The sequence below is a fragment of the Marinilactibacillus sp. Marseille-P9653 genome, assembly GCF_916618885.1.
Taxonomy (GTDB): domain Bacteria; phylum Bacillota; class Bacilli; order Lactobacillales; family Carnobacteriaceae_A; genus Marinilactibacillus.
On record NZ_CAKAKH010000001.1, the window covers coordinates 761,622 to 782,817 of the forward strand.

Annotated in this window: 19 protein-coding genes, 1 tRNA gene, 2 pseudogenes and 1 riboswitch; of the genes and pseudogenes, 15 read left to right on the plus strand and 7 right to left on the minus strand. The window is 38.3% G+C overall.

Going from position 1 to position 21,196, the window contains the following annotated elements:
- Nucleotides 1-51 precede the first annotated feature (51 nt).
- Nucleotides 52-765 carry an MgtC/SapB family protein gene (locus LG377_RS03860; protein WP_225743393.1) on the minus strand — a complete coding sequence of 238 codons (714 nt, stop codon included), beginning with the start codon at nucleotides 763-765 and terminating at the stop codon, nucleotides 52-54.
- 275 nt (nucleotides 766-1,040) lie between these two features.
- Between LG377_RS03860 and rsxC the strand changes: the two genes are divergently transcribed.
- The 4 genes from rsxC to LG377_RS03880 all read left to right on the plus strand — a co-directional run bounded on the left by rsxC (nucleotide 1,041) and on the right by LG377_RS03880 (nucleotide 6,913).
- The gene (rsxC, locus tag LG377_RS03865; protein WP_225743394.1) at nucleotides 1,041-2,366 is read left to right on the plus strand and encodes an electron transport complex subunit RsxC; all 1,326 of its coding nucleotides are present in this window, start codon (nucleotides 1,041-1,043) and stop codon (nucleotides 2,364-2,366) included.
- Nucleotides 2,367-2,372: 6 nt separating this feature from the next.
- Nucleotides 2,373-3,389: an RnfABCDGE type electron transport complex subunit D gene (locus LG377_RS03870; RefSeq protein ID WP_225743395.1), complete on the plus strand. Its 1,017-nt coding sequence runs from the start codon at nucleotides 2,373-2,375 to the stop codon at nucleotides 3,387-3,389.
- A gap of 205 nt (nucleotides 3,390-3,594) precedes the next feature.
- Complete coding sequence (gene gor / locus LG377_RS03875; RefSeq protein WP_225743396.1) at nucleotides 3,595-4,965, plus strand: glutathione-disulfide reductase; 1,371 nt, start codon at nucleotides 3,595-3,597, stop codon at nucleotides 4,963-4,965.
- 195 nt (nucleotides 4,966-5,160) lie between these two features.
- Nucleotides 5,161-5,258, plus strand: a riboswitch (purine riboswitch).
- 188 nt (nucleotides 5,259-5,446) lie between these two features.
- Complete coding sequence (locus tag LG377_RS03880; RefSeq protein ID WP_225743397.1) at nucleotides 5,447-6,913, plus strand: NCS2 family permease; 1,467 nt, start codon at nucleotides 5,447-5,449, stop codon at nucleotides 6,911-6,913.
- A gap of 64 nt (nucleotides 6,914-6,977) precedes the next feature.
- Here LG377_RS03880 and LG377_RS03885 read toward each other — a convergent pair whose 3' ends face one another.
- From LG377_RS03885 to LG377_RS03895, 3 genes are read right to left on the minus strand one after another with little or no spacing between them, the layout of a single operon-like run.
- Nucleotides 6,978-8,198: an ABC transporter permease gene (locus tag LG377_RS03885; protein ID WP_225743398.1), complete on the minus strand. Its 1,221-nt coding sequence runs from the start codon at nucleotides 8,196-8,198 to the stop codon at nucleotides 6,978-6,980.
- Nucleotides 8,188-8,907 (minus strand): ABC transporter ATP-binding protein, encoded by a 720-nt coding sequence (locus LG377_RS03890; protein WP_225743399.1) that lies wholly within the window; start codon nucleotides 8,905-8,907, stop codon nucleotides 8,188-8,190. Before LG377_RS03890 ends, LG377_RS03885 begins: the two co-directional genes overlap by 11 nt.
- 14 nt (nucleotides 8,908-8,921) lie before the next feature.
- A complete protein-coding gene (locus tag LG377_RS03895; RefSeq protein WP_225743400.1) occupies nucleotides 8,922-9,785 on the minus strand; it encodes an HlyD family efflux transporter periplasmic adaptor subunit in 864 nt (287 codons plus the stop codon).
- Between the two features lie 251 nt (nucleotides 9,786-10,036).
- Here LG377_RS03895 and LG377_RS03900 point away from each other — a divergent pair, with 251 nt between their 5' ends.
- The 6 genes and pseudogenes from LG377_RS03900 (at nucleotide 10,037) to LG377_RS03920 (ending at nucleotide 14,625) form a co-directional block, all read left to right on the plus strand.
- On the plus strand, nucleotides 10,037-10,780 hold the full coding sequence (locus LG377_RS03900) for a metallophosphoesterase family protein (RefSeq protein ID WP_225743401.1): 744 nt from the start codon (nucleotides 10,037-10,039) through the stop codon (nucleotides 10,778-10,780).
- An 8-nt stretch (nucleotides 10,781-10,788) separates the two neighbouring features.
- Nucleotides 10,789-11,613 (plus strand): metallophosphoesterase, encoded by an 825-nt coding sequence (locus LG377_RS03905; protein ID WP_225743402.1) that lies wholly within the window; start codon nucleotides 10,789-10,791, stop codon nucleotides 11,611-11,613.
- 179 nt (nucleotides 11,614-11,792) lie between these two features.
- Nucleotides 11,793-12,296, plus strand: a pseudogene (locus LG377_RS12505) (Tex-like N-terminal domain-containing protein); the annotation flags it as partial.
- A 294-nt stretch (nucleotides 12,297-12,590) separates the two neighbouring features.
- A pseudogene (locus tag LG377_RS12510) lies at nucleotides 12,591-13,943 on the plus strand (helix-hairpin-helix domain-containing protein); the annotation flags it as partial.
- A gap of 64 nt (nucleotides 13,944-14,007) precedes the next feature.
- The gene (locus LG377_RS03915; protein WP_225743404.1) at nucleotides 14,008-14,481 is read left to right on the plus strand and encodes a SprT family protein; all 474 of its coding nucleotides are present in this window, start codon (nucleotides 14,008-14,010) and stop codon (nucleotides 14,479-14,481) included.
- A gap of 60 nt (nucleotides 14,482-14,541) precedes the next feature.
- Nucleotides 14,542-14,625 (plus strand) — tRNA-Leu (locus LG377_RS03920).
- 58 nt (nucleotides 14,626-14,683) lie between these two features.
- Here LG377_RS03920 and LG377_RS03925 read toward each other — a convergent pair.
- Nucleotides 14,684-15,055: an iron chaperone gene (locus tag LG377_RS03925; RefSeq protein WP_225743405.1), complete on the minus strand. Its 372-nt coding sequence runs from the start codon at nucleotides 15,053-15,055 to the stop codon at nucleotides 14,684-14,686.
- A 99-nt stretch (nucleotides 15,056-15,154) separates the two neighbouring features.
- Nucleotides 15,155-15,292, minus strand: coding sequence for a hypothetical protein (locus LG377_RS03930; RefSeq protein ID WP_225743406.1), 138 nt, complete (start codon nucleotides 15,290-15,292; stop codon nucleotides 15,155-15,157).
- Between the two features lie 145 nt (nucleotides 15,293-15,437).
- On the opposite strand from LG377_RS03930, the gene LG377_RS03935 reads away from it, so the two are divergent.
- From LG377_RS03935 to LG377_RS03955, 5 genes are all read left to right on the plus strand, one after another.
- A complete protein-coding gene (locus tag LG377_RS03935; protein ID WP_225743407.1) occupies nucleotides 15,438-15,818 on the plus strand; it encodes a VOC family protein in 381 nt (126 codons plus the stop codon).
- A gap of 104 nt (nucleotides 15,819-15,922) precedes the next feature.
- On the plus strand, nucleotides 15,923-16,306 hold the full coding sequence (locus tag LG377_RS03940) for a VOC family protein (RefSeq protein ID WP_225743408.1): 384 nt from the start codon (nucleotides 15,923-15,925) through the stop codon (nucleotides 16,304-16,306).
- 82 nt (nucleotides 16,307-16,388) lie between these two features.
- A complete protein-coding gene (gene ggt / locus LG377_RS03945) occupies nucleotides 16,389-18,008 on the plus strand; it encodes a gamma-glutamyltransferase (protein WP_225743409.1) in 1,620 nt (539 codons plus the stop codon).
- A 101-nt stretch (nucleotides 18,009-18,109) separates the two neighbouring features.
- On the plus strand, nucleotides 18,110-18,994 hold the full coding sequence (locus LG377_RS03950) for an ROK family protein (RefSeq protein ID WP_225743410.1): 885 nt from the start codon (nucleotides 18,110-18,112) through the stop codon (nucleotides 18,992-18,994).
- Between the two features lie 88 nt (nucleotides 18,995-19,082).
- Complete coding sequence (locus tag LG377_RS03955) at nucleotides 19,083-19,718, plus strand: SGNH/GDSL hydrolase family protein (protein WP_225743411.1); 636 nt, start codon at nucleotides 19,083-19,085, stop codon at nucleotides 19,716-19,718.
- A 313-nt stretch (nucleotides 19,719-20,031) separates the two neighbouring features.
- Here LG377_RS03955 and LG377_RS03960 read toward each other — a convergent pair whose 3' ends face one another.
- Entirely contained in the window at nucleotides 20,032-21,189 is a 1,158-nt protein-coding gene (locus tag LG377_RS03960; RefSeq protein ID WP_225744623.1) for an NADP-dependent malic enzyme, read from the minus strand.
- Between the last annotated feature and the right edge of the window lie 7 nt (nucleotides 21,190-21,196).

The window sequence follows — 21,196 nt, forward strand, 5'->3', positions numbered from 1 at the left end:
TCGCTCTTTTTATATCGATATTTTTAAATAAGTAAATCTGATAGCTCAAGATTAATTATCCAGGGTTGTTTTAATCGTATTGATTTCAAAGATATTATTGCTGTCACCAAGAACAGCAATAAATTTCATCATATTGAACTTCACTGGAAGATGAAGTGTGTACAAATCTCGACAGACAGACGTACCATCATCGCGATACGTTATGGAGTGATCAGTCGAAACAACGCTAATATGATTTTCTTTGAAACAGTTCTCCAAGTACCTTAAGGTTTGGTCTCTATTTACATAACGGACTTCTAATTGCTTTGTTCGTTCAATTTTAAATACACTTTTGACGGTTCTTAAAACGAGTAACATAATCAGGGTACTGGAAATGGCCATAAAATAATAACCCATACCCGCGGAAATCCCTAAACTAGCTACCGCCCAGATAGAAGCAGCTGTGGTTAGGCCAGTAACGCTTCGTTTGCTCACAATAATTGTACCAGCACCTAAAAATCCAATCCCATTAACAATTTGTGCAGTCAGTCGAGTAATATCGGTTGTGACGATTGGTGCGAGATCTGTGTTATCTCTAGCAAATTCTATGACCCATTGACTAGCTTCTAACTGCGTTAGTGTAATAATTGCAGCGCCTAAACTAACGAGTGTATGGGTACGTATCCCCGCATCGCGTCCTTTTAATTCTCGTTCGTAACCAATAATGCCACCTAGAGAAGCGGCGATTAAAAGTCTCAATAGTAATTCCACATTAGTGAATACCATACAATCAACCTCCTCAACCTGAATTGTCCTTTATAATAGCTCTATCATACTAAATATAGGTTACAAAGTTAACTATTTACAATAATTAAAAATCATAAATGAAAATGCTTTTATATTATTATAGGATTCTGTATAATTAAATTAAGACTATCTAATTTATAATCATTAAAATGTAATAATAATAGTATTCTAGGAAAGATTCTTTTGTATTAAAAAGTTATACTAAACGAAGACCACACAAACTAGAAAATCATCAATTAGAGAGGAAGATCAAAATGCAGTTTTCTTTTATGAGAAAACAGGGTGGATCACATCCTGAAGAGAAAAAAGACAAAACCAGGAAACTCCCAATTGTAGACGCGACCGTTCCTAAAGTATTGATTTTTCCAGTATCTATGCATATTGGAGCACCTGCTAAACCCATTGTGGAAGTTGGCGATAAAGTTAAAGTGGGTCAAATGATTGCTGAAGCTGGGGGATTTATTTCTGCCAACATTTATTCTTCTGTATCAGGAGAAGTGATTGCAGTTGAAAAAAGACCTTCCACAGGTGGGGACATCGATTCAGTGATTATTAAAAATGACTTCGAGTATACAAAAGATGAACCGATTGTGGAACCAGGTAGATCAATGGATATGACAGATGATGAAATTGTTGAAACAGTTCGTAAAGCAGGGATCGTAGGAATGGGTGGAGCAACTTTTCCAACGGCAGTAAAATTAAGTCCGCCACCAGGAATGACAATTGATACGTTGATTATCAATGGCGCTGAGTGTGAACCATATTCGACCTCAGATAATCGTGTGATGATTGAATATTCTGAAGAAATTGTGAATGGAATCAACGTGATTAGAAAATTATTCCCCAAACTTAAAAAAGTTTACATTGGGATTGAGGACAATAAACCAAATGCACTGAAAGCAATGGAAGAAGCGACAAAAAATTACCGCGATGTAATCGTTCAGCCTTTAAAAACCATGTATCCACAAGGGTCAGAAAAGAACCTGATTCAAACGATGACAGGTAGAGAAGTACCACCAGGTGGACTACCAGCGGAAGTGCGTTGTGTGGTCATGAATACATCTACACTTCGAGCTTGTTACCGAGCATGTGAATATGGAGAGCCACTGACTGAAAGAATCGTTTCCGTTTCAGGTACGCCAATCAAGGAACCAAAGAATCTACGTGTGAAAATCGGTACGCCGATGGATTCTTTGATTGAAGACTGCGGAGGTTTTTCTGAAGTACCAGGAAAAGTTTTGTCTGGAGGGCCTATGATGGGGAAACCTGTATCTGATCTAGGAATCTCAATCATCAAAGGAACAACAGCAATCACAGTCCTGACTCCAGCAGAAGCAGATGAAGGCGAAGAAAAGGACTGTATCATGTGTTCAGAATGCCTAAATGTTTGTCCGGTTAGTTTACAGCCTATTCTAATCAGTGATGCATTTGATCGAGGAAATTTGCAGAAGGCAAAAGAGTTAGGTGCTATGGATTGTATTGAATGCGGTAACTGCTCATTTATTTGTCCATCAAAAATCCCTCTGTTAGATAATATTCGTGCTGCTAAAGCTGCAATAAAAGAACAGGAAGCGGGGTAGACAATTATGGCGCAGACAATGGACCTTAAAAAGAATCTTAAAGTAGGACCTTCACCACATGTTCGTTCTAAACGCACATCAGCGTGGATAATGGGACAAGTGATGATTGCCCTTATACCTCCTATGATTGCTGCTACTTTCTTCTTTGGACTACAAGTTCTTTTAATGGTAGCTGTTGGTATTGGGTCGGCAGTGTTAAGTGAATATGCCTATCAAAAAATTCGTTATCAGCAAGTCAAAATTAATGATTTGAGTGCTGGCGTTACGGGTATGCTGATAGGATTGAGTTTGCCCGTGACAGCCCCCCTTTGGACGGTTGTGTTGGGGTCAGTATTTGCCATCGTGATTGTAAAGCAACTCAACGGCGGAATTGGTAAAAATTACTTTAATCCAGCTGTTGCAGCTCGAGTTATGCTGAAAGCTTTTTTCTCACCATGGATAACAAACTGGGTTTTACCAAGTGCTTGGGGAGTAGATGCTGTCGCTGGTGCTACCCCACTCGAATTTATTGGGAATCGTGCTCAGACTGTTTCAGAACAGGTACCTGAACTATGGGAGCTGTTTTTGGGCATTAACCTTGGAGGGAACGTTGGTGAAACATCTAAATTAGCTATACTAATTGGTATGCTGTACTTAATTTTTAGAAGAGTTATTCATCCAAAAATTCCGATATTATATATATTGACCACTGTAGTAATTATGGGATTCTGGAGTGCGTTTAATTTCGACTTTATGATGACACATGCACTCACTGGAACGCTTTTTTTCGCAGCGACTTATATGGCTACAGATTATAGCTCAGGTTCACTGACGCCAGCAGGGAAAACTGTTTTTGCGATTGGATGCGGGGTGCTAACAGCTTTCTTCAGAATCGTCTTCAATTATCCTGGTGGAGTAGGGTTTGCCATTTTAATTATGAACTTCCTCGCTCCTTTTATCGACGGCAAATTAATGCCTAGAATCTATGGACACAAAACACGTCCAGCAACGAAATATGACCGTCAAGGTGAGTTAAATAGATAATCCGAAATCAAAAAGCATCTCTTTGCAGCACTAAGCTGAGAAAGAGATGCTTTTATAATAGTGTTAGAACAAGTCAATTAAACAATGAATATGAACTAAACTGTTCATTAATAGAAAGATACTCTTTAGGGAAAAGATACTAGGTATGAACAGAGATTCATTGTACAATAAGTAAGTGAATACTGTATAAGTTAGGATGGAAAAAATGACAAAGACAAACAACAAAAATCATTATGATTATTTAGTAATCGGCGGTGGTAGTGGAGGCATTGCTTCTGCTAACCGCGCCGGTATGCATGGTGCAAAAGTAGGTTTGATTGAAGCAAATGATCTCGGTGGAACTTGTGTGAATTTAGGCTGTGTACCTAAGAAAATTATGTGGCATGTCTCTGAAATGATGGAAGAACTGGACTTATATGCTGAGGATTATGGCGTAGAATTAAGTCAAACACCTAAACTGAATTTCAAAAAGATGGCTGAAAATAGAAGAAGCTTTATCGAAAGACTACATGGTGCCTATAAAAGTGGCTTGGATAGTAATGGAGTAGAATTGATCAGAGGGTATGCTAAATTTGTGGATCAATATAGCGTTGAAGTAAATGAGGAAATTTATACGGCAGATCATATTTTAATTGCAACAGGTGGCAGACCAAAACGTCCTAATATACCTGGTAGTGAATTTGGTATCATTTCAGATGATGTATTTGATTTAACTGAATTACCAGAGAGAGTAGCTGTTGTTGGTGGTGGTTATATCGGAGTCGAGATGAGTGGTATATTCCATGGGTTTAAAGCCGATACACACTTATTTATCCGTAAACCTATGCCACTGCATGGATTTGATTCTATTATCACTGAAGGGTTTATTGAACTTGCTGAAACGGAAGGTAAAAACGTTCATACAAATAAAACAGTCAAAGAAGTAAAAGAGAATGAAGATGGATCTTATATTATGTACTTTGAAGATGGATCAACACATGAAACTGATCTGATACTATGGGCTACGGGTAGAACACCGAACACAGAAAATCTAAATCTAGAGGTTACGAACGTACATCTTTACCCTAATGGCTATATAGAAACAGATCAGTATCAAAATACAACAGCAGATAACATCTATGCAGTAGGAGACGTTACCGGTAGAGTTGAGTTGACACCTGTTGCAATCGCAGCTGGAAGACGACTTTCTGAAAGACTGTTCAATGGAAAAAAAGATTCATACTTGGATTATACTTTGGTTCCTACAGTATTTTTCACACATCCTCCAATCGGTACAGTAGGTATGACTGAAGAACAAGCAAAAGATGAGTATGGAGAAGAGAACATAAAAGTGTATACTTCCAGATTTACCTCTATGCATAGTTCAATTACCCGAAACAGACAAAAATCTTATATGAAATTGGTTTGTTTAGGAGAAAACGAAAAAATCGTTGGTCTTCATGGTATTGGACGAGGAATGGATGAATTGCTACAAGGATTTGCAGTAGCGATCAAGATGGGTGCAACAAAAACAGATTTTGATGATACTGTGGCGATACATCCAACAGCAGCGGAAGAATTTGTTACGATGAGATAAGCTTTAAGAGAGCCTTTATATGAGGTTCTCTTTTTATTTTGTAAGCTTTTACATGTTCAGGTTCAAACCGTTTATCTGAACTTTAATAGATAAATAACTATTGAATCGACTTTAAACACGAACTTTAAGTAGAAGTAAACTGATAATGTTCTATTATAAGGTTGCTTTTTTAATAAATGCCTATTATAATGAGAAATGAATTTGTATAAATCATCTAATATAGTTTAGCGATACGGGCTAACGTTTCTACCAATCACCTTAAAAGATTGACTATTAGATCTAGAGATAATGGATTCTTTCATTTCTCAGAGATCGATTAGTTTTTAGGGATGAGTATTCTCATCCTTTTTTATATGCTCTTATTTGATTTAATCGGACAAAAAATGTAGAGCGAGATGGTTCCGTAAAAAGCTGACAATTGAGAGAGGTTATACAAGAGCTTCGACAAACGAAGTATCTATCTTGAAAGAGGGTCATATCAGTGTTAGAAAAATATTTTCAACTGAAAGAAAATAATACAAATGTAGGACGTGAAATCGCAGCAGGGGTTACGACTTTCTTCGCGATGTCTTATATCGTTTTTGTAAATCCACAAATCTTATCTTTAACAGGAATGCCATCTCAAGCTGTCTTTCTTGCAACAATCATCTCCTCAGCAATTGGGACATTGATCATGGGGCTTTATGCTAAAGTGCCTTATGCACAGGCACCAGGTATGGGACTGAATGCCTTCTTTACTTATACAGTCGTATTCGCACTAGAGTTCTCATGGCAAGAAGCATTAGCGATGGTCTTTATCTGTGGGATCGTGAATATTATTATCACGATGACAAGTATCCGTAAAATGATTATCCATGCCATTCCAGAAAGCCTTCAACATGCAATTGGTGGTGGAATCGGTGTATTTATTGCGTACATCGGATTAAAGAATGCAGATTTTTTAGAATTCACTTCAGAAGCCCCAAATATCATCTCTGCTAATAATGAAGCTTTTGATGCTGCAAAGGAGACGTATCAAGGTGGATTAAATACAGTTGTAACAGGTGGTGGAATTATTCCTGATCTTACAGCTTTCGCGACACCCCATGTACTACTGGGGTTAATTGGATTAGTCTTGACGATTATCCTGTTGATTGCCAATGTTAAAGGCGCGATCTTAATCGGAATTATCGGAACAACGTTGATTGGTATACCAATGGGCGTAACGGATCTGTCGGGTTTGACAAATCCTTCAAACTCAATAGGGTCAGCTTTTTCTGATCTTGGAATCACATTTGGAGCGGCATTTGGTTCAGAAGGTTTTGGCTCTCTTTTAGCTGATCCATCTCGCTATGCACTCGTATTTATTACCGTATTTGCATTTACACTCACTGATATTTTTGACACGATCGGAACGTTTATTGGTACGGGTCGTAAAACAGGTATTTTCACTTTAGATGATGAAAAAGCAATGGACGAAGGTAAAGGCATCAATACGAAACTGGAAAAAGCGTTGTTCGCAGATGCTATTGCAACAACTGCTGGTTCAATTTTTGGTACTTCAAATGTAACGACATTCGTAGAAAGTACAGCAGGAATCGGAGCTGGAGGTCGTACGGGTCTGACAAGTGTAGCTACAGGGATTATGTTTTTGTTAGCTGCAGTATTTTCTCCAGTCATTGCAATCGTACCTGGAGCAGCAACTGCACCTGCGTTGATTGTAGTAGGAATCATGATGATGTCAGCATTTGGAGAAATTAACTGGAATGATTTAGAAGAAGCAGTACCCGCATTCTTCGCATCGATCTTTATGGGATTTGCCTACAGTATTTCTTACGGAATCGCAGCAGGATTTGTTTTCTATATCATTACTAAAGTCGTCAAAGGAAAAGCAAAAGTCATTCATCCAGTTATCTGGGTCACAGCAGCTTTATTTATTATTAACTTTATTGTAATGGCAAATATTTAAAATATAAACACAAAAAAGCCTACGCCAATCAATTGATTGTTAGCGTAGGTTTTTCTAATAACTTTTATTCGTAACGTAAAGCTTCGATTGGATCTAGTTTTGCAGCTTTTCTTGCAGGGTAAATACCAAAGAAAACCCCAACAGCTGTAGAAAATACGAGCACGAGCACGACACTTCCAAATGTAATATTTGGAATGATATCAAGGAACCCGGCAATGATATTAGATAACAAGATACCTAAGGTCAATCCAATTAATCCACCAATCAAACTCAAAATAATCGACTCCATCAAAAATTGAGTCAGAATCGTATTGGTTGTTGCCCCGAGTGCTTTTCGAGTACCGATTTCTCGCGTTCTTTCAGTAACAGATACAAGCATGATATTCATGACTCCGATACCACCTACTAGTAAGGCGATTGCGGCAACAGCCGCGATAAAGTTGATGAATAGCCCAAGCACATTATCCACTTGATCTAGTGCTTGTAAGAAATTTGTCGCGTTATATTTATTTTCTCCTACGGCATTGTTTCTTAGTTCAAGCAAGCGAACGATCTGGTTAGAAACAGGCTCAATTTGTTCAGTCGCACCAACTTCGATAATAGCAGAACTAATACCAGCAAACTGCGGAATGGCGTTTCCAATTGTAGAGTTTGGCATCGCAATAAACAATGGCAGTTCACTTGTATCGAATGCACCCTGTATATCTCCAAATCTTCCTTCTACAATCCCGACGATTCTTAAATTAAGTGGAACCTGGGCTGTCGTTACGCGCAAAGTTTCTCCGACGACATTTGTACGTCCGAATAGAGCTTCTGCCGCATCTTCATCAATCACAACAACGTCAGCGGATTCATCATAATCATTTTGGTTAAAGTAACGACCATCAACCAGATCAGAACTCATTGTCTGACTAAGGTATTGAAGATCGGGCGTACCATATGAAACAACTGCTTGTCGGGTTTCATCATCAGAGGATATGGTTCCTTGAGTCTGTTCGTTTGGAGAAATATAGCGAATATCTTCTATAGACTCTTTCAGTACCGATAAATCCTCGTTGGATAGAGCTTCGCCACTTTGCTCCGAATCACTTGCACTTAGTTGGATCGTTGTCGCACCCAAATCACTAAATGTACCGGTGATTTCACTAGCGGCGCCATTTCCTACTGCGAGTATGGCAATAACAGAGGCTATTCCGATAATAATTCCAAGCATGGTCAGAAAAGAACGCATTTTATTCGCAAAAATACTATCCAGTGCCATTTTTAGATTTTCTTTAAAGAACATGTTCATCCACCTCCGTTTGTTTCAAACGTTTAGGCGTCAGATATTCATTTTTTTGAAGTACACCATCTCTGAAATGAATAGTCCGTTTAGTATACTCAGCCATTTCAGGTTCGTGAGTAACCATAACAATCGTTGTACCTTCATCATTCAGGTCCTGAAAAATTCTCATAATGTCTTCCGTTGTTTTAGAGTCCAAATTGCCTGTAGGCTCATCTGCCATCAACACTGAAGGATTATTTACAATGGCTCTAGCAATCGCTACACGTTGCTTTTGACCACCAGATATCTCATTTGTGAGATGATTGATACGATTACCTAATCCCACTTTTTCTAAGGCTTCAATCGCTCGTTCACTTCGTTCTTTTCTTGGAACCTTCGCGTAGACAAGAGGGAGCATGACATTTTCCAGCACACTCATTCGAGTCATCAAATTAAATGACTGAAAGACAAATCCGATTTCTTTGTTTCGAATATGGGCCCGTTCGTTATCCGAAATTCCAGATACATCTGTTCCATTCAAAAGATAGGTGCCACTATCAAATTGATCTAATAATCCAAGTATATTCATTAAGGTAGATTTTCCCGAGCCACTAGGACCCATTATAGAGGTGAATTCTCCTTCTTGAATAGATAAAGAAACTTTATCTAATGCTTTTAAAGTTTCCCCGCCCATTCGGTAAATCTTTTCGATATCTTTGATCTCGATCACGAGAATACCTCCTATTAATCTTCTAGTTCTACTTGCGCGTCTTGAGTAACGTCGTCTCCTGGAGATAAAATGACTTGATCTCCTTCAGATAATCCATTCGTTACTTCAATAGTGGTATTTGATTGAATACCCGTCTCAATTTCGACTCTTTGAGCTGTCTGATCTACAACTGTATAGACGAAAGGTTGATTGTTTTCATCATAGTTCAAAGCCTCAATAGGAACAATTAAAGATTGGTCAGCAGAAGCAACCGTAATATCAGCATCAATTTCAAATCCAGCAATCAATCCTTCAGGCTGGTCATCAAACGTTACCACTGCACCAAGCGATGTAGTAGAGCCAACTTGAGATTGTTCTTGTTTTGCAACAGGATCAATGCGTGAGACCGTTCCTTGATATTCTTCATTTGAATAAGTCAACAATACTGGTTGATCAACTTCTACTAAGTTAGCATCTGAGCGAGATAACTGAATCATAACTTCTAGATTATTTAAGTCGGCTAAAACGATAGAAGCTTGTCCTTGTTGTACATTATTGTCGGGTTCCTCTTCAGAAACATTCACTTCAGTAATCGTTCCATCGAAGTTTGCAGTATAAGCAGTACCGTCTAGATAAGTGAGTAACGTGTCATCTTCTTCAACAGTATCTCCAACAGCTACGTTTAGCTCAGAAACGATTCCTTGACCTAAAACTTCCTGAGTTTCAGAAGGGACAATTGTTCCATTTGAAACGACAACTTCTGTGACCGAATCTTCTCCGACTTCCGCTGTTCTCACGGTAAGGGATTGCTCATCTTGTGAGCTATTCCAAATACTAAATCCAATAAACCCTAAAACAGCTATCAATACGATAGCACCTAACCATTTTTTCCAATTCATTTACACTGCTTCCTCTCTTCATTCGTACATTTTTATTCATATAATGATTATACCGTTCGATATGAACGATTTCTATGAAGAAAACTTGAAGATGTATGAATGTTGATTAAATTTATAATGATAAGCCTTTACACGAATCTACATAGGAGAGTGATTCAATTGATAAAATGCCTAAAAGTATAAGTCCATTTCATGTGTGTGGTAAGATAGTTACACAGATGTCAGGATGAGAGTTATGGGGGGAGTTTAAGGTGAAAGATAAATTATTTATAATCGGAGATATTCATGGTCAAATCACCATGTTTAACCAACTTTTAGAGCACTGGAACAAAGAAGAAGAACAGCTCGTACTAGTTGGAGACTTGGGGGACAGAGGCGAAAATCCAAAAGCTTGTTTTGAAAAAGTCAGAGAACTGATAGAAAAAGAGCACGCCATTTGTCTAAGAGGAAATCATGAAGAGATGCTTCTGAATTTTATGAAAAACCCGAATGAATTCAGTTCTAATTATGCGATGAATGGAGGAATGGTGACGATAGCTTCTTTTTTGCAGACAGAATTAAAAGGGAAAGAGCCTTCTGAATTAGCCATTAGTCTTCAAAAAAAAGCGCCATGGTTGAAATCATTTATTGAAACCTTGCCTCTTAAATTTGAATGGGAAAGCTTTCTCATCGTACATGCTGGGATTAATTTGACGATTCGTAACTGGAGAAATACGAGCAACCGAGATATGGTGTGGATTCGAGAAGGTTTTTACGATCAGCCAAATAAGACAGGGAAGACAATAATATTTGGGCATACGGTCACAGCCATGTTAAATGAAGATCCAACAGATACTTCAATATGGAAAACAGATGATGGGAAAATCGGTATTGATGGAGGAGCTGTATATGGCGGTAGCCTTCATGGTATTGTGATTGACAAGGAAGGTATAATCAATCAATATAGTATTGAAAACAAAGGGTATGCGTACAGCGACCATTTGCGAAAGGAATAAAGGATAGTATGAAAATCGGTATGATATCGGATCTGCATATAGATATCAATGAAAAGGCACTACAAGCAAGTGAAACTGCAGAATCTCTAGTAACGCAAATGATTTTAGATCAGAAACTGGATATCTTATTGATTGCAGGAGATATTTCCAATCATTACGAAAAAAGCCAGAAATTTCTGGAAGACATACAAGAGACCACGAACGTTCAAGTGTTTTTTACACCAGGGAATCATGATTACTGGTCAAAAGAACATGAAGTGAAAGATACGAACCAAATTGATGCTTTTTTCACTTCAAAAAAAGAGTCTCTGGTAGGAAATCCTAAAATCCTTAATGATGAGTGGGCCATTGTAGGATCTCCAGGTTGGTATGATTATGGATATGGAGATCATCAAAAATATTCAATTGAGCAATTTGACAAGAAAAAATATAAATTTGCTTCCTGGAATGATCGGCATTACGTAGACTGGGTAATGGACGATCAGAGTGTCAGTAAGAGGATGCTGGATCAACTAACAAGCGATATGGAATCCGTTGGTAAGCGGAAAATCATTTTGATGACGCATGTAGCGACACATTCAGAATTTGTTGTCCCCTTACCGAATCGAATATATGATTATGCGAATGGATTTTTAGGAGCCAAGTCGTATGAGTCACTGTACACAAAGTATCCTCAGATTAAATACAGTTTGATGGGGCATGTTCATTTTAGGAAAACTTATCGAGATACTGACCGGACTTATATTTCTGCGTGTATAGGTAATAAGAGACATTGGAGCAACAAGAATTTCAAAGCACAACTAGAAAAAACACTGGTCGTAATCGATCTATAAGATAAAGGTAGAAGTCGAGGTTTCTCGTTTTCTACCTTTCTTTGTGTCGATAATCTTTTAGTCATAATGAGAGAGAACTGAATTCGGGTATTTGATTAAGCGGATTTGTGATAAAATGGAAAAGTTGAATACATGCATTGGAGATGGATATTTTGGTAGAAATAGAAAATAAACAAGTAATGGACTTATTAATTAAAGAATTAACAGATTATTCAAAAAAGCAAATCAATGCCGTACTGGATTTACTAGATGATGGGAATACAGTTCCCTTTATTGCGCGTTACCGAAAAGAAGTAACGGGCTCACTAGATGAGGTCCAGATCAGAGAAATTGAAGAGCGCCATACTTATATAAAAAATATAGAAAAAAGAAAAACAGATGTCTTAGCTTCTATTGAAGAGCAAGGGAAATTAACACCTGAACTTGAGCAAGCCATTCAAAAAGCAACACAGATGCAAAAAGTGGAAGATTTATACCGACCATTCAAACAGAAACGTCGTACAAAAGCAACCATTGCAAAAGAACAAGGTCTTCAGCTATTTGCAGACTGGATTTTATCTTTTCCAGAGGCTGATCTTGAAAATGAAGCAGAACGCTATATCAATGAAGAAAAAGAAGTTTTGACAATTGAAGAGGTTCTGACAGGTGCACATGAGATTATCGCTGAATATATTTCAGATAATCCCAAATACCGTGAGTGGATTCGAGAATATACAAGTAAACAAGGAACAGTACTTTCTACTGTAAAAGACCAAACAGCAGATGAAAAAGCTGTTTATGAAATGTACTATGACTATTCAGAAACCATACAGTCACTTGTTGCTCACCGTATCTTAGCTTTAAACAGAGGAGAAAAAGAAGGTGTACTGTCTGTCAATATTGAAGTTGATGAAGACCGCATAGAGCACTACATCATTAAGCAAGAAATCAAGAGTGTACGACTGACGCCAGCTGTTAAAAAAGTAAAAGAAGCTATCAGTGATGCCTATAAACGGTTTATCGGACCAGCGATTGAAAGGGAAATCCGTAACGGTCTTTCTGAAAAGGCGGAAGAACAAGCGATTGAAGTGTTTGGAGAGAACTTGAGAAATCTTTTACTTCAAGCGCCTCTAAAAGACCAGATAATATTAGGCTTGGATCCAGCTTACCGAACTGGGTGTAAATTAGCCGTTATCGATGCGACTGGAAAAGTATTGGCAATTGATGTTATTTATCCGCATAAACCAGCTTCTCAACAAAAAAGAGCAGAGGCGTCAGACCGTTTCAAGAAAATGATTGAGGAATTTAATGTAGATACAGTAGCTATTGGTAATGGTACTGCAAGTAGAGAATCAGAAACATTTGTTGCGGAAAACCTTAAAGAGTCGGGACATAAAGTCGCTTATGTCATTGTAAATGAGGCAGGTGCTTCCGTTTATTCCGCAAGTGACGAAGCAAGAAGAGAGTTTCCAGATTTGCAGGTTGAAGAAAGAAGTGCAGTCAGTATTGCTAGAAGATTACAAGATCCATTAGCAGAATTAGTGAAAATTGATCCAAAATCGATTGGTATTGGTCAGTATCAGCATGATGTATCTCAGAAAAAACTAACGGAACAGTTGGACTTTGTCATCGAAACAGTGGTTAACCAAGTCGGTGTGAACGTCAATACTGCCAGTGCTGCTTTACTGAAGCATATTGCTGGTCTGACAAAAACCACTGCTGAAAATGTTGTGACTTTCAGAGAAGAAAACGGTAAATTTACGAGCCGAGCACAACTTAAAAAAGTCAAACGACTAGGACCAAAAGCTTATGAGCAGGCAGTCGGATTCTTGAGAATTCCAGATGGAAAAGAACCGCTTGACCATACTGGGATTCACCCAGAAACGTATAAAGAAGCTAAAATGATTATTGAAATGGCTGGGCTGAAGAAATCTGATATCGGATCAGAAGACTTAAGTATGCGTGTGAAATCGCTGGATGAAGAAAAAGTTCTGGCAGAAACAGGCTTGGGTTCAGAGACGCTCAAAGATGTTGTGAAGGCCCTTGTTGCTCCAGGAAGAGATATGCGTGATGATATGCCAGCGCCACTACTCAGAACTGATGTCTTAACAATGGAAGACTTACAGCAAGGAATGGCCCTTGAAGGAACCGTTCGTAACGTTGTGGACTTTGGTGCATTCGTTGATATTGGCGTGAAACAAGATGGGCTCGTGCATATATCAAAACTGAGCAAAAAATTCATTAAGCATCCTAGCGCTGTCGTAGCTGTTGGGGATATTGTGAATGTATGGATTGATTCAGTCGATTTGAAAAAAGGCCGTATTGCCTTGACGATGCTTGGAAAAGAATAAAAGAACTGAATGACGGTAACGAGGTGCTGCTGTGCATCTCGTTCTTTATTATAAGGAGTAAGCTATGGATCAGGTTAAGTTGCAGGCATTTGTCGAAGAACTATCACTCAATGTTTTTTCAAAGCCCTTTAGACATAAAGCCACCTTCAACAAACGGTTGAAGACAACCGGAGGCAGATACTTTCTCAAAACGCATAACTTAGATTTTAACCCACTCGTTTTAGAAGTATTGGGGATGGATATTTTTGAAGGGGTCGTCAAGCATGAACTGTGTCACTACCACTTACATTTAGAAGGAAAAGGTCATCGGCATCAAGATGCTGATTTCAAAGCGTTATTAAAAGAAGTAGCTGGGCTAAGGTTCACACCAGCCTTAAAGGAAAGAAAAGTTTTCGAGCAGTTGTGGAAATATCAGTGCTCCGGTTGTGGACAGCTATATTACCGTAAAAGAAGGATAAATACAGAAAGATATGTCTGTTCTAATTGCAGAGGAAGGCTCGAACTACTAGGAAAAGACACACTTCATAATAAATCATGACCTAAAAAAGAGGATTGACACATTCAAGAAACGTTGTTATGATAGTGATTGTATCAAATAGCATACGTGGCGGAATGGTAGACGCGCCAGCTTGAGGGGCTGGTGGGGCGATGCCCCGTGGAAGTTCGAGTCTTCTCGTGTGCATAACTGAACGGAATAAAAGAACAGGAGAGTAGATATTTTCAGCTACTCTCCTGTTCTTTTATTTTCTCCAGTAAGTCTGGCAATCTTTTTTATCTTCAATATTGAACTGAACAATTTTTTCAATCAAATCAAAATCCACTTTCTGAGTACTTTTGATCTTGATAAGTTCTTTTGTCGTTGCGTAATCTGTTTCATTGATTTCAGATTCGAACTGACGAAGAGCTTTTTTTTCAGGAGCGATAGAGATATGATGTTTTGCTACACTGAATCCGATAATAAAGGTCCCATGGTCCGTAAAATTTGGCTGATTCCAAGCGATTCGTGGAACTAGATCTGGAAAAGCACTGTGTATCCTATTTAAAATTTCCGTCATCCTATCTCGCTGTTCTATATCATCAATAGATTCAAGATATTCTTCAAACTCTTTCATAATAGACACTCCTTAATAAGGCTTATTTAATAGTCATTATACGCTTGATGGATTGTCAATAAAAGAATAAAAACGACCCCCAGTGGGAGTCGCTTCATTTTATCTATAAAAGTCCTGATCTTCATCTACACGAACGCGGACTTTTTGTGGTTGGTTATCGTTAAAGAAAGATGCGAGTAACGCAGCCGGTATAAGAGTCATTAATCCTGTCAAAGTCATTAAAATGATGGTATTCATTATGATCATCCTTCCAAGTCCCATACTAATAACACTCCAAATGTACAGCTCCAGTATGCGTCAAATAGAAGATTTATTCAATTCAAATGGTCCATTTAATTAAGTTTTTATTGTATACTATAGTTAAAACTGAAAGGAGCTTACAATGTTAGAACGTATTCACCATACTGCTATTATCGCTTCTAATTATGAAGAATCTAAGAAATTTTATACAGAAGTTCTTGAACTTGAAATCATTCATGAACTTTACCGAGAAGAACGAGATTCCTATAAATTGGATCTTGCGATCGGAGACGCTCAGATAGAACTATTTTCCTTTCCAACCCCTCCTAAAAGACCGAGTACACCGGAGGCACAAGGGTTAAGACACCTGTGTTTTGAGGTCAATGATATTGAGAATGCTGTCCGCTGGCTGGAACATAAAGGCGTTGAAGTGGAACCTATTAGAGTAGATCCAGTTACAGATAAACGATTTACATTTTTCAAAGACCCTGATCAGTTACCGCTAGAGTTATACGAAAAGTAAGAGTTGTTGTACAGACTCTTCAACTGGTGCTTAGTTCATTCACTTGACCCATATTAAAATATAAGGCAAAATAACTATATTACTTAAATTCAGGAGGAATCAGTATGGCTAAAAAAGCATTGCATACGTGTGTCAGAGTCAAGGATCTTGATAAATCAGTCGATTTTTATACAAATGTACTAGGAATGGAAATCACTAAAAAGTTAGATTATCCAGACGATAAATTCACATTGGTTTATCTTGCACTACCTGGGGACGCTTACGAAGTAGAACTAACATATAACTATGATCAAGAACAACCTTATGAAATTGGAAATGGTTATGGTCATATAGCCATTAGTGTGGATGATTTACAAGCTACACATGAAGAATATAGTAAAACAGATTACGAAGTAACTGGACTTAAAGGATTATCTGACGGAGCAGCTAACTACTTCTTTATCAAAGATCCAGATGGTTACAAAATTGAAGTTATTCAAGATAAATAATCATTCAATTAAATAGCTTTATAATGTAAGCTCGAGAATTTTTCTCGGGCTTACTTTCATACTTAGAATAGGGGAGAAAGACATGACGATTCCAGAATTTGATGCAGGCGTATTTAATTATGCGTCTAGAAGAGAACTTGTATACGGGAAAAAAGGGATGGTGGCTACTTCACATCCGTTAGCTTCTCAAGCTGGTCTAGAAATCTTAAAAAAAGGAGGAAATGCGATCGATGCGGTAATCGCAGCCGCTGCAGCGTTAACAGTAGTAGAACCAGGATCGAATGGTATAGGGGGAGATAGCTTTTCGATCTTGTGGAAAGATGGAGAACTGCACGGATTAAATGCCAGCGGACACTCTCCCAAACAACTAACAAGAGACAATCTGATAGAAAAAGGGCATCAGGAGATTCCTACACATGGAATCGATCCAATCACCGTACCAGGAGTACCAGCAGGATGGGTAGAATTAAACAAGAAACACGGAAAGTTGCCTTTGAAAGAAATCCTAGAACCTGCCGCTAAGATTGCAGAAGAGGGATTTCCTGTTTCAAATGTTGTTTCAAATGCGTGGAAAAGGACCTTTAACATTTTAAAGAAAAAACTGGAACAATTTCCAGAATTAGAGACTTGGTTTGAAACGTTTGCTCCCGAAGGTCATCCGATTGAGCCAGGAGAAATCTGGGCGTCTAAAGGGCATGCTAGAACATTGCGATTGATTGGAGAAACAGATGGAGAAGCTTTCTATAATGGGGAAATAGCAGAAGCAATCGATCGTACTTCAGAAAAATATCAGGGATTGATCAGAAAAGAAGATTTAAAGGAGTATAAACCCGAATGGATAGCGCCTATTTCAACAAATTATAAAGGGTACGATATCTGGGAAATGCCACCAAACGGACAAGGAATCATTGCCTTAATGGCCTTATCCATACTAGAAAACCTTGAATTGAAAGGAAAAGATGATCCTGAAACGATTCATAAACAAATCGAAGCTGTAAAACTGGCATTCAGTGATGGTCAGGCGACCATAACGGACTTAAAGCATATGAATGAGACCGTTGATAAATTGTTGTCTAAAGACTACGCTAAGTCAAGAGCTGCATTGGTACAAAAAGAAGCGCTAGATCCAAAACCGGGTATTCGCGATTATTCAGGAACTGTCTATCTAGCGGCAGCGGATGAAGAAGGCAATATGATTTCTTATATTCAAAGTAATTATATGGGGTTTGGCTCCGGTGTTGTAGTGCCAGAATATGGCTTGAGTCTGCAAAATAGAGGGTGTGGATTTACAATGGAAGAAGGACATCCAAACATTGTCGGTCCAAACAAGAAACCTTTCCACACGATTATCCCCGGTTTTATTACAAAAGGAGATCAGCCAGTCGGACCGTTTGGGATTATGGGAGGACAAATGCAGCCACAAGCTCATCTACAAGTCATCAGCTCAATGATAGATTTTCATCTGAATCCGCAAAATGCACTTGATGCCCCAAGGTGGCACTGGGATGAAGGGAAAAAAGTCTCGATTGAACCAGAAATGCCGTTAAGCGTTATTGAAGATTTAATCAAAAGAGGACACGAAGTTACGATCGTACCTGGAAAAGGTTTGTTTGGTAGAGGCGAAGTGATTTTAAGAAATCAAAACGGTGTGCTGATTGGTGGAACAGAGCCAAGAGCTGATGGATACATTGCAACTTGGTAAACTTATCAAATAGTTCAAAAACAGATATTTCGAAAAAAATAGAAGCATGGTATAATTTAGAAAGCACTTTCATTTAAATAGGTAGTTTTAGGAGGGGTAATATGAGCTTACTGGCTTTCGATATAGGCGGAACCTCAGTTAAGTACGCTATTTGGGATGAGGATCGTTTGAAAGAGAAAGGAAGCTTTTTGACCCCTGAAAGTTGGGAAGAGTTAAAAAGTCAATTACTTCACGTAAAGGAAAAGTTTGAAATAAACTATATTCTATCAGGTGTTGCTTTTTCAGCACCTGGAGCCATCAATCAAATAGAAAGACAGATTGAAGGTGTAAGTGAAGTGCCTTATATCCATTTTTTTCCAATTTATGATGAGTTGGAAAAAGTGTTTGGCTTACCTGTTTCTTTTGAAAATGATGCGAATAGTGCAGGTTTAGCAGAAATTTGGAGAGGTGCTGCTACGGATAAAAGCAATGTACTCTTTGTCGTGTTGGGCACCGGCATAGGAGGAGCGATCATTGTAGATGGTGAAATCCAGCACGGACACCATCAGCTAGGCGGAGAGTTTGGATTTATGCTGTTGGATGGAGAGAGAACATTCAGTGAGCTTGGGACAGCCGTTGCAATGGCTAGAAGATATGCTAAGCGGATGAATATCCCGACGAACAAAGTAAGTGGGGAAGAAGTCTTTCAGTTAGCAGAAAAAGGAGATACTATCGCTCAAGAAGAAGTCCAGAAATTTTTTCATTACTTGGTTAGAGGATTATATAATTTAGCTTATTCCTTTGATCCAGAAGTTTTATTATTAGGCGGGGGTGTATCCAACAAACCGGATCTTATTGAAAAAATCAATGAAGAAATGGATGCTCTATTTTCAAGGTTGAGAGTACCACCTTACAGACCAGTAGTTGAATTGTGTCACTTTAAGAATGATGCGAATCTGATTGGTGCTATCTATAATTTTATGCAAAAACATGAAATGATAGACTGAACTAAATCAGGCGGATGATTTTAAAATCTTTAGTTTTTGATTGAGTAGAGTCGATGGTCAATTATAGATGAGAAACGAGGACAAGTAGATGAAGATCAAACCACAAGATAAAATTCTATTTATTGGAGATAGCATCACGGATGTAGATAGAGATCGGTCTAATCCTAATGATTTAGGAAAAGGCTATCCGCTAATGGTTGCTGCTGAGTTGCAGGCGGGGCTGCCAGAAGAAAAACTGACTTTTTATAATAAAGGGATTGCTGGTGATAAAGTGGTTGATTTAAAGGCAAGGTGGGAAGAAGATTGTCTGGATCTAAATCCAGACATCGTATCTATTCTTGTAGGTATAAATGATTCCTCACACCAATTGAATTTAAATCAGCGTATGGATCAGAATGCAATCGAGCAATTTGAAGAGGATTACAGATTTTTACTAAAGTCGCTTATTCAAAGAACGGATGCCAGAATTGTATTAATAGAACCTTTTGTCCTTCCATATCCGAAAGAAAGAATAGAATTAAGAGAAGACTTGGATCAAAGAATTCAAATCGTCAGAAAAATGGCGCGTGAGTATCAGACGGATTTAATTCCTCTAGACGGCTTGTTCAGCGCGCAAGGCGTTAAGTACGGATACCCATACTATACAGGTGAAGATGGGATTCATCCTACCGTTGCAGGTCACGGTCTTATCAAAGAAGCATGGATAAATCAGATTGAATTTTAAAAAATATTGTACTATCTGTTTTGGTGTGCTATAGTTAGTCCATGCGATGAGTCGATTAGTCCACATTTGTGGACTGTCAAGCACGATACATGTGCATTGCACACAACAGGAAGTTGGTATCGGAAGTCACTGGTGCTGTGAACATCATACTTCACTTTAGTTTGACTAAAGTTGCTGAAAAAAGCTAGGATGAAAATCCTAGCTTTTTTTGTGCGAAATAAGTGGTTTTAGACAAACAAAAAGCGAAACGAATAACATTCGTTCCACTTTTTATCGTTAGACTATTTTTAAATTAAAAGAGTTATTTTGAATATTATTTTGCGTTTTTAACACTGTTTGCAACGATATCTGAAACACCCTCAGTAAAGACGTTAGGAAGAATATTGTCTACTGTTAATTCATCATCTGGAATAACACTGGCAATTCCTTGAGCAGCAGCAATTTGCATATCATCTGTGATATCTGTTGCACGAGCATCCAATGCACCACGGAAAATTCCCGGGAAAGCTAAAACATTATTGATTTGGTTAGGGAAGTCACTTCTACCAGTACCTACGATGAAGGCCCCACCATCTTTTGCGTCTTGAGGATTGATTTCTGGCTCTGGATTAGCCATTGCGAAGATAACCGGTTTGTCATTCATATCAGCGATCCATTCTTTTTTCAAAACGTTAGGAGCAGAAACACCAACGAAAATATCCGCACCTTTCAATGCAGTGTGCAGATCACCATGTATATTTGTTTTGTTTGTTACTTTAGCAATTTCTTTATGACGATCTTCAAGGTTTGGATCTTTTGAAGAAATGATACCTGTTTTGTCGACTAGTAACACATCTGTGACACCAGCAGAAAGAAGACGTTTTGAGATGGCGATTCCTGCAGCTCCACCACCGTTGACAACGATTCTTACATCTTCAATATTTTTTTCGCTTAATTTCAAAGCGTTATATACTGCTGCTAGAACAATAATCGCTGTACCGTGTTGATCATCGTGGAATACTGGGATGTTTAGGGATTCTTTCAAACGACGCTCGATTTCAAAGCAACGTGGTGCACTGATATCTTCTAAGTTAATCCCACCAAATGAAGGGGCAATCGCTTGTACATGTGAGATGATTTCTTCGACATCTTGTGTATCAAGAGAGATAGGTACAGCATCAACATTAGCAAAGCGTTTGAACAAAGCAGCTTTTCCTTCCATAACGGGAATAGCTGCTTCCGGTCCAATGTTTCCTAATCCTAAAACAGCCGATCCGTCAGTCACAACGGCTACTAGGTTTTTCTTAGAAGTATATGTGTAAACATCTTCTTTGTTTTCAGCGATAGCAGAACTTACAGCAGCAACACCCGGTGTATAAGCAATAGCTAGATCTTCCATTGATTCGATGGAAACTTTTGAATTTACTTCAATTTTTCCACCTTTTTCTTTACTGATTTTTAGAGCTTCTTCTTTGACATTCATTGTATACAGTTCTCCT

What these genes read in the sequence shown, in the direction of transcription:
- LG377_RS03860 (WP_225743393.1), bottom strand. Translation starts at nt 765, where the DNA reads ATGGTATTCACTAATGTGGAATTACTATTGAGACTTTTAATCGCCGCT.
- rsxC (WP_225743394.1), top strand. Translation starts at nt 1,041, where the DNA reads ATGCAGTTTTCTTTTATGAGAAAACAGGGTGGATCACATCCTGAAGAG.
- LG377_RS03870 (WP_225743395.1), top strand. Translation starts at nt 2,373, where the DNA reads ATGGCGCAGACAATGGACCTTAAAAAGAATCTTAAAGTAGGACCTTCA.
- gor (WP_225743396.1), top strand. Translation starts at nt 3,595, where the DNA reads ATGACAAAGACAAACAACAAAAATCATTATGATTATTTAGTAATCGGC.
- LG377_RS03885 (WP_225743398.1), bottom strand. Translation starts at nt 8,198, where the DNA reads ATGTTCTTTAAAGAAAATCTAAAAATGGCACTGGATAGTATTTTTGCG.
- LG377_RS03895 (WP_225743400.1), bottom strand. Translation starts at nt 9,785, where the DNA reads ATGAATTGGAAAAAATGGTTAGGTGCTATCGTATTGATAGCTGTTTTA.
- LG377_RS03905 (WP_225743402.1), top strand. Translation starts at nt 10,789, where the DNA reads ATGAAAATCGGTATGATATCGGATCTGCATATAGATATCAATGAAAAG.
- LG377_RS03915 (WP_225743404.1), top strand. Translation starts at nt 14,008, where the DNA reads ATGGATCAGGTTAAGTTGCAGGCATTTGTCGAAGAACTATCACTCAAT.
- LG377_RS03925 (WP_225743405.1), bottom strand. Translation starts at nt 15,055, where the DNA reads ATGAAAGAGTTTGAAGAATATCTTGAATCTATTGATGATATAGAACAG.
- LG377_RS03930 (WP_225743406.1), bottom strand. Translation starts at nt 15,292, where the DNA reads ATGAATACCATCATTTTAATGACTTTGACAGGATTAATGACTCTTATA.
- LG377_RS03935 (WP_225743407.1), top strand. Translation starts at nt 15,438, where the DNA reads ATGTTAGAACGTATTCACCATACTGCTATTATCGCTTCTAATTATGAA.
- LG377_RS03940 (WP_225743408.1), top strand. Translation starts at nt 15,923, where the DNA reads ATGGCTAAAAAAGCATTGCATACGTGTGTCAGAGTCAAGGATCTTGAT.
- ggt (WP_225743409.1), top strand. Translation starts at nt 16,389, where the DNA reads ATGACGATTCCAGAATTTGATGCAGGCGTATTTAATTATGCGTCTAGA.
- LG377_RS03950 (WP_225743410.1), top strand. Translation starts at nt 18,110, where the DNA reads ATGAGCTTACTGGCTTTCGATATAGGCGGAACCTCAGTTAAGTACGCT.
- LG377_RS03955 (WP_225743411.1), top strand. Translation starts at nt 19,083, where the DNA reads ATGAAGATCAAACCACAAGATAAAATTCTATTTATTGGAGATAGCATC.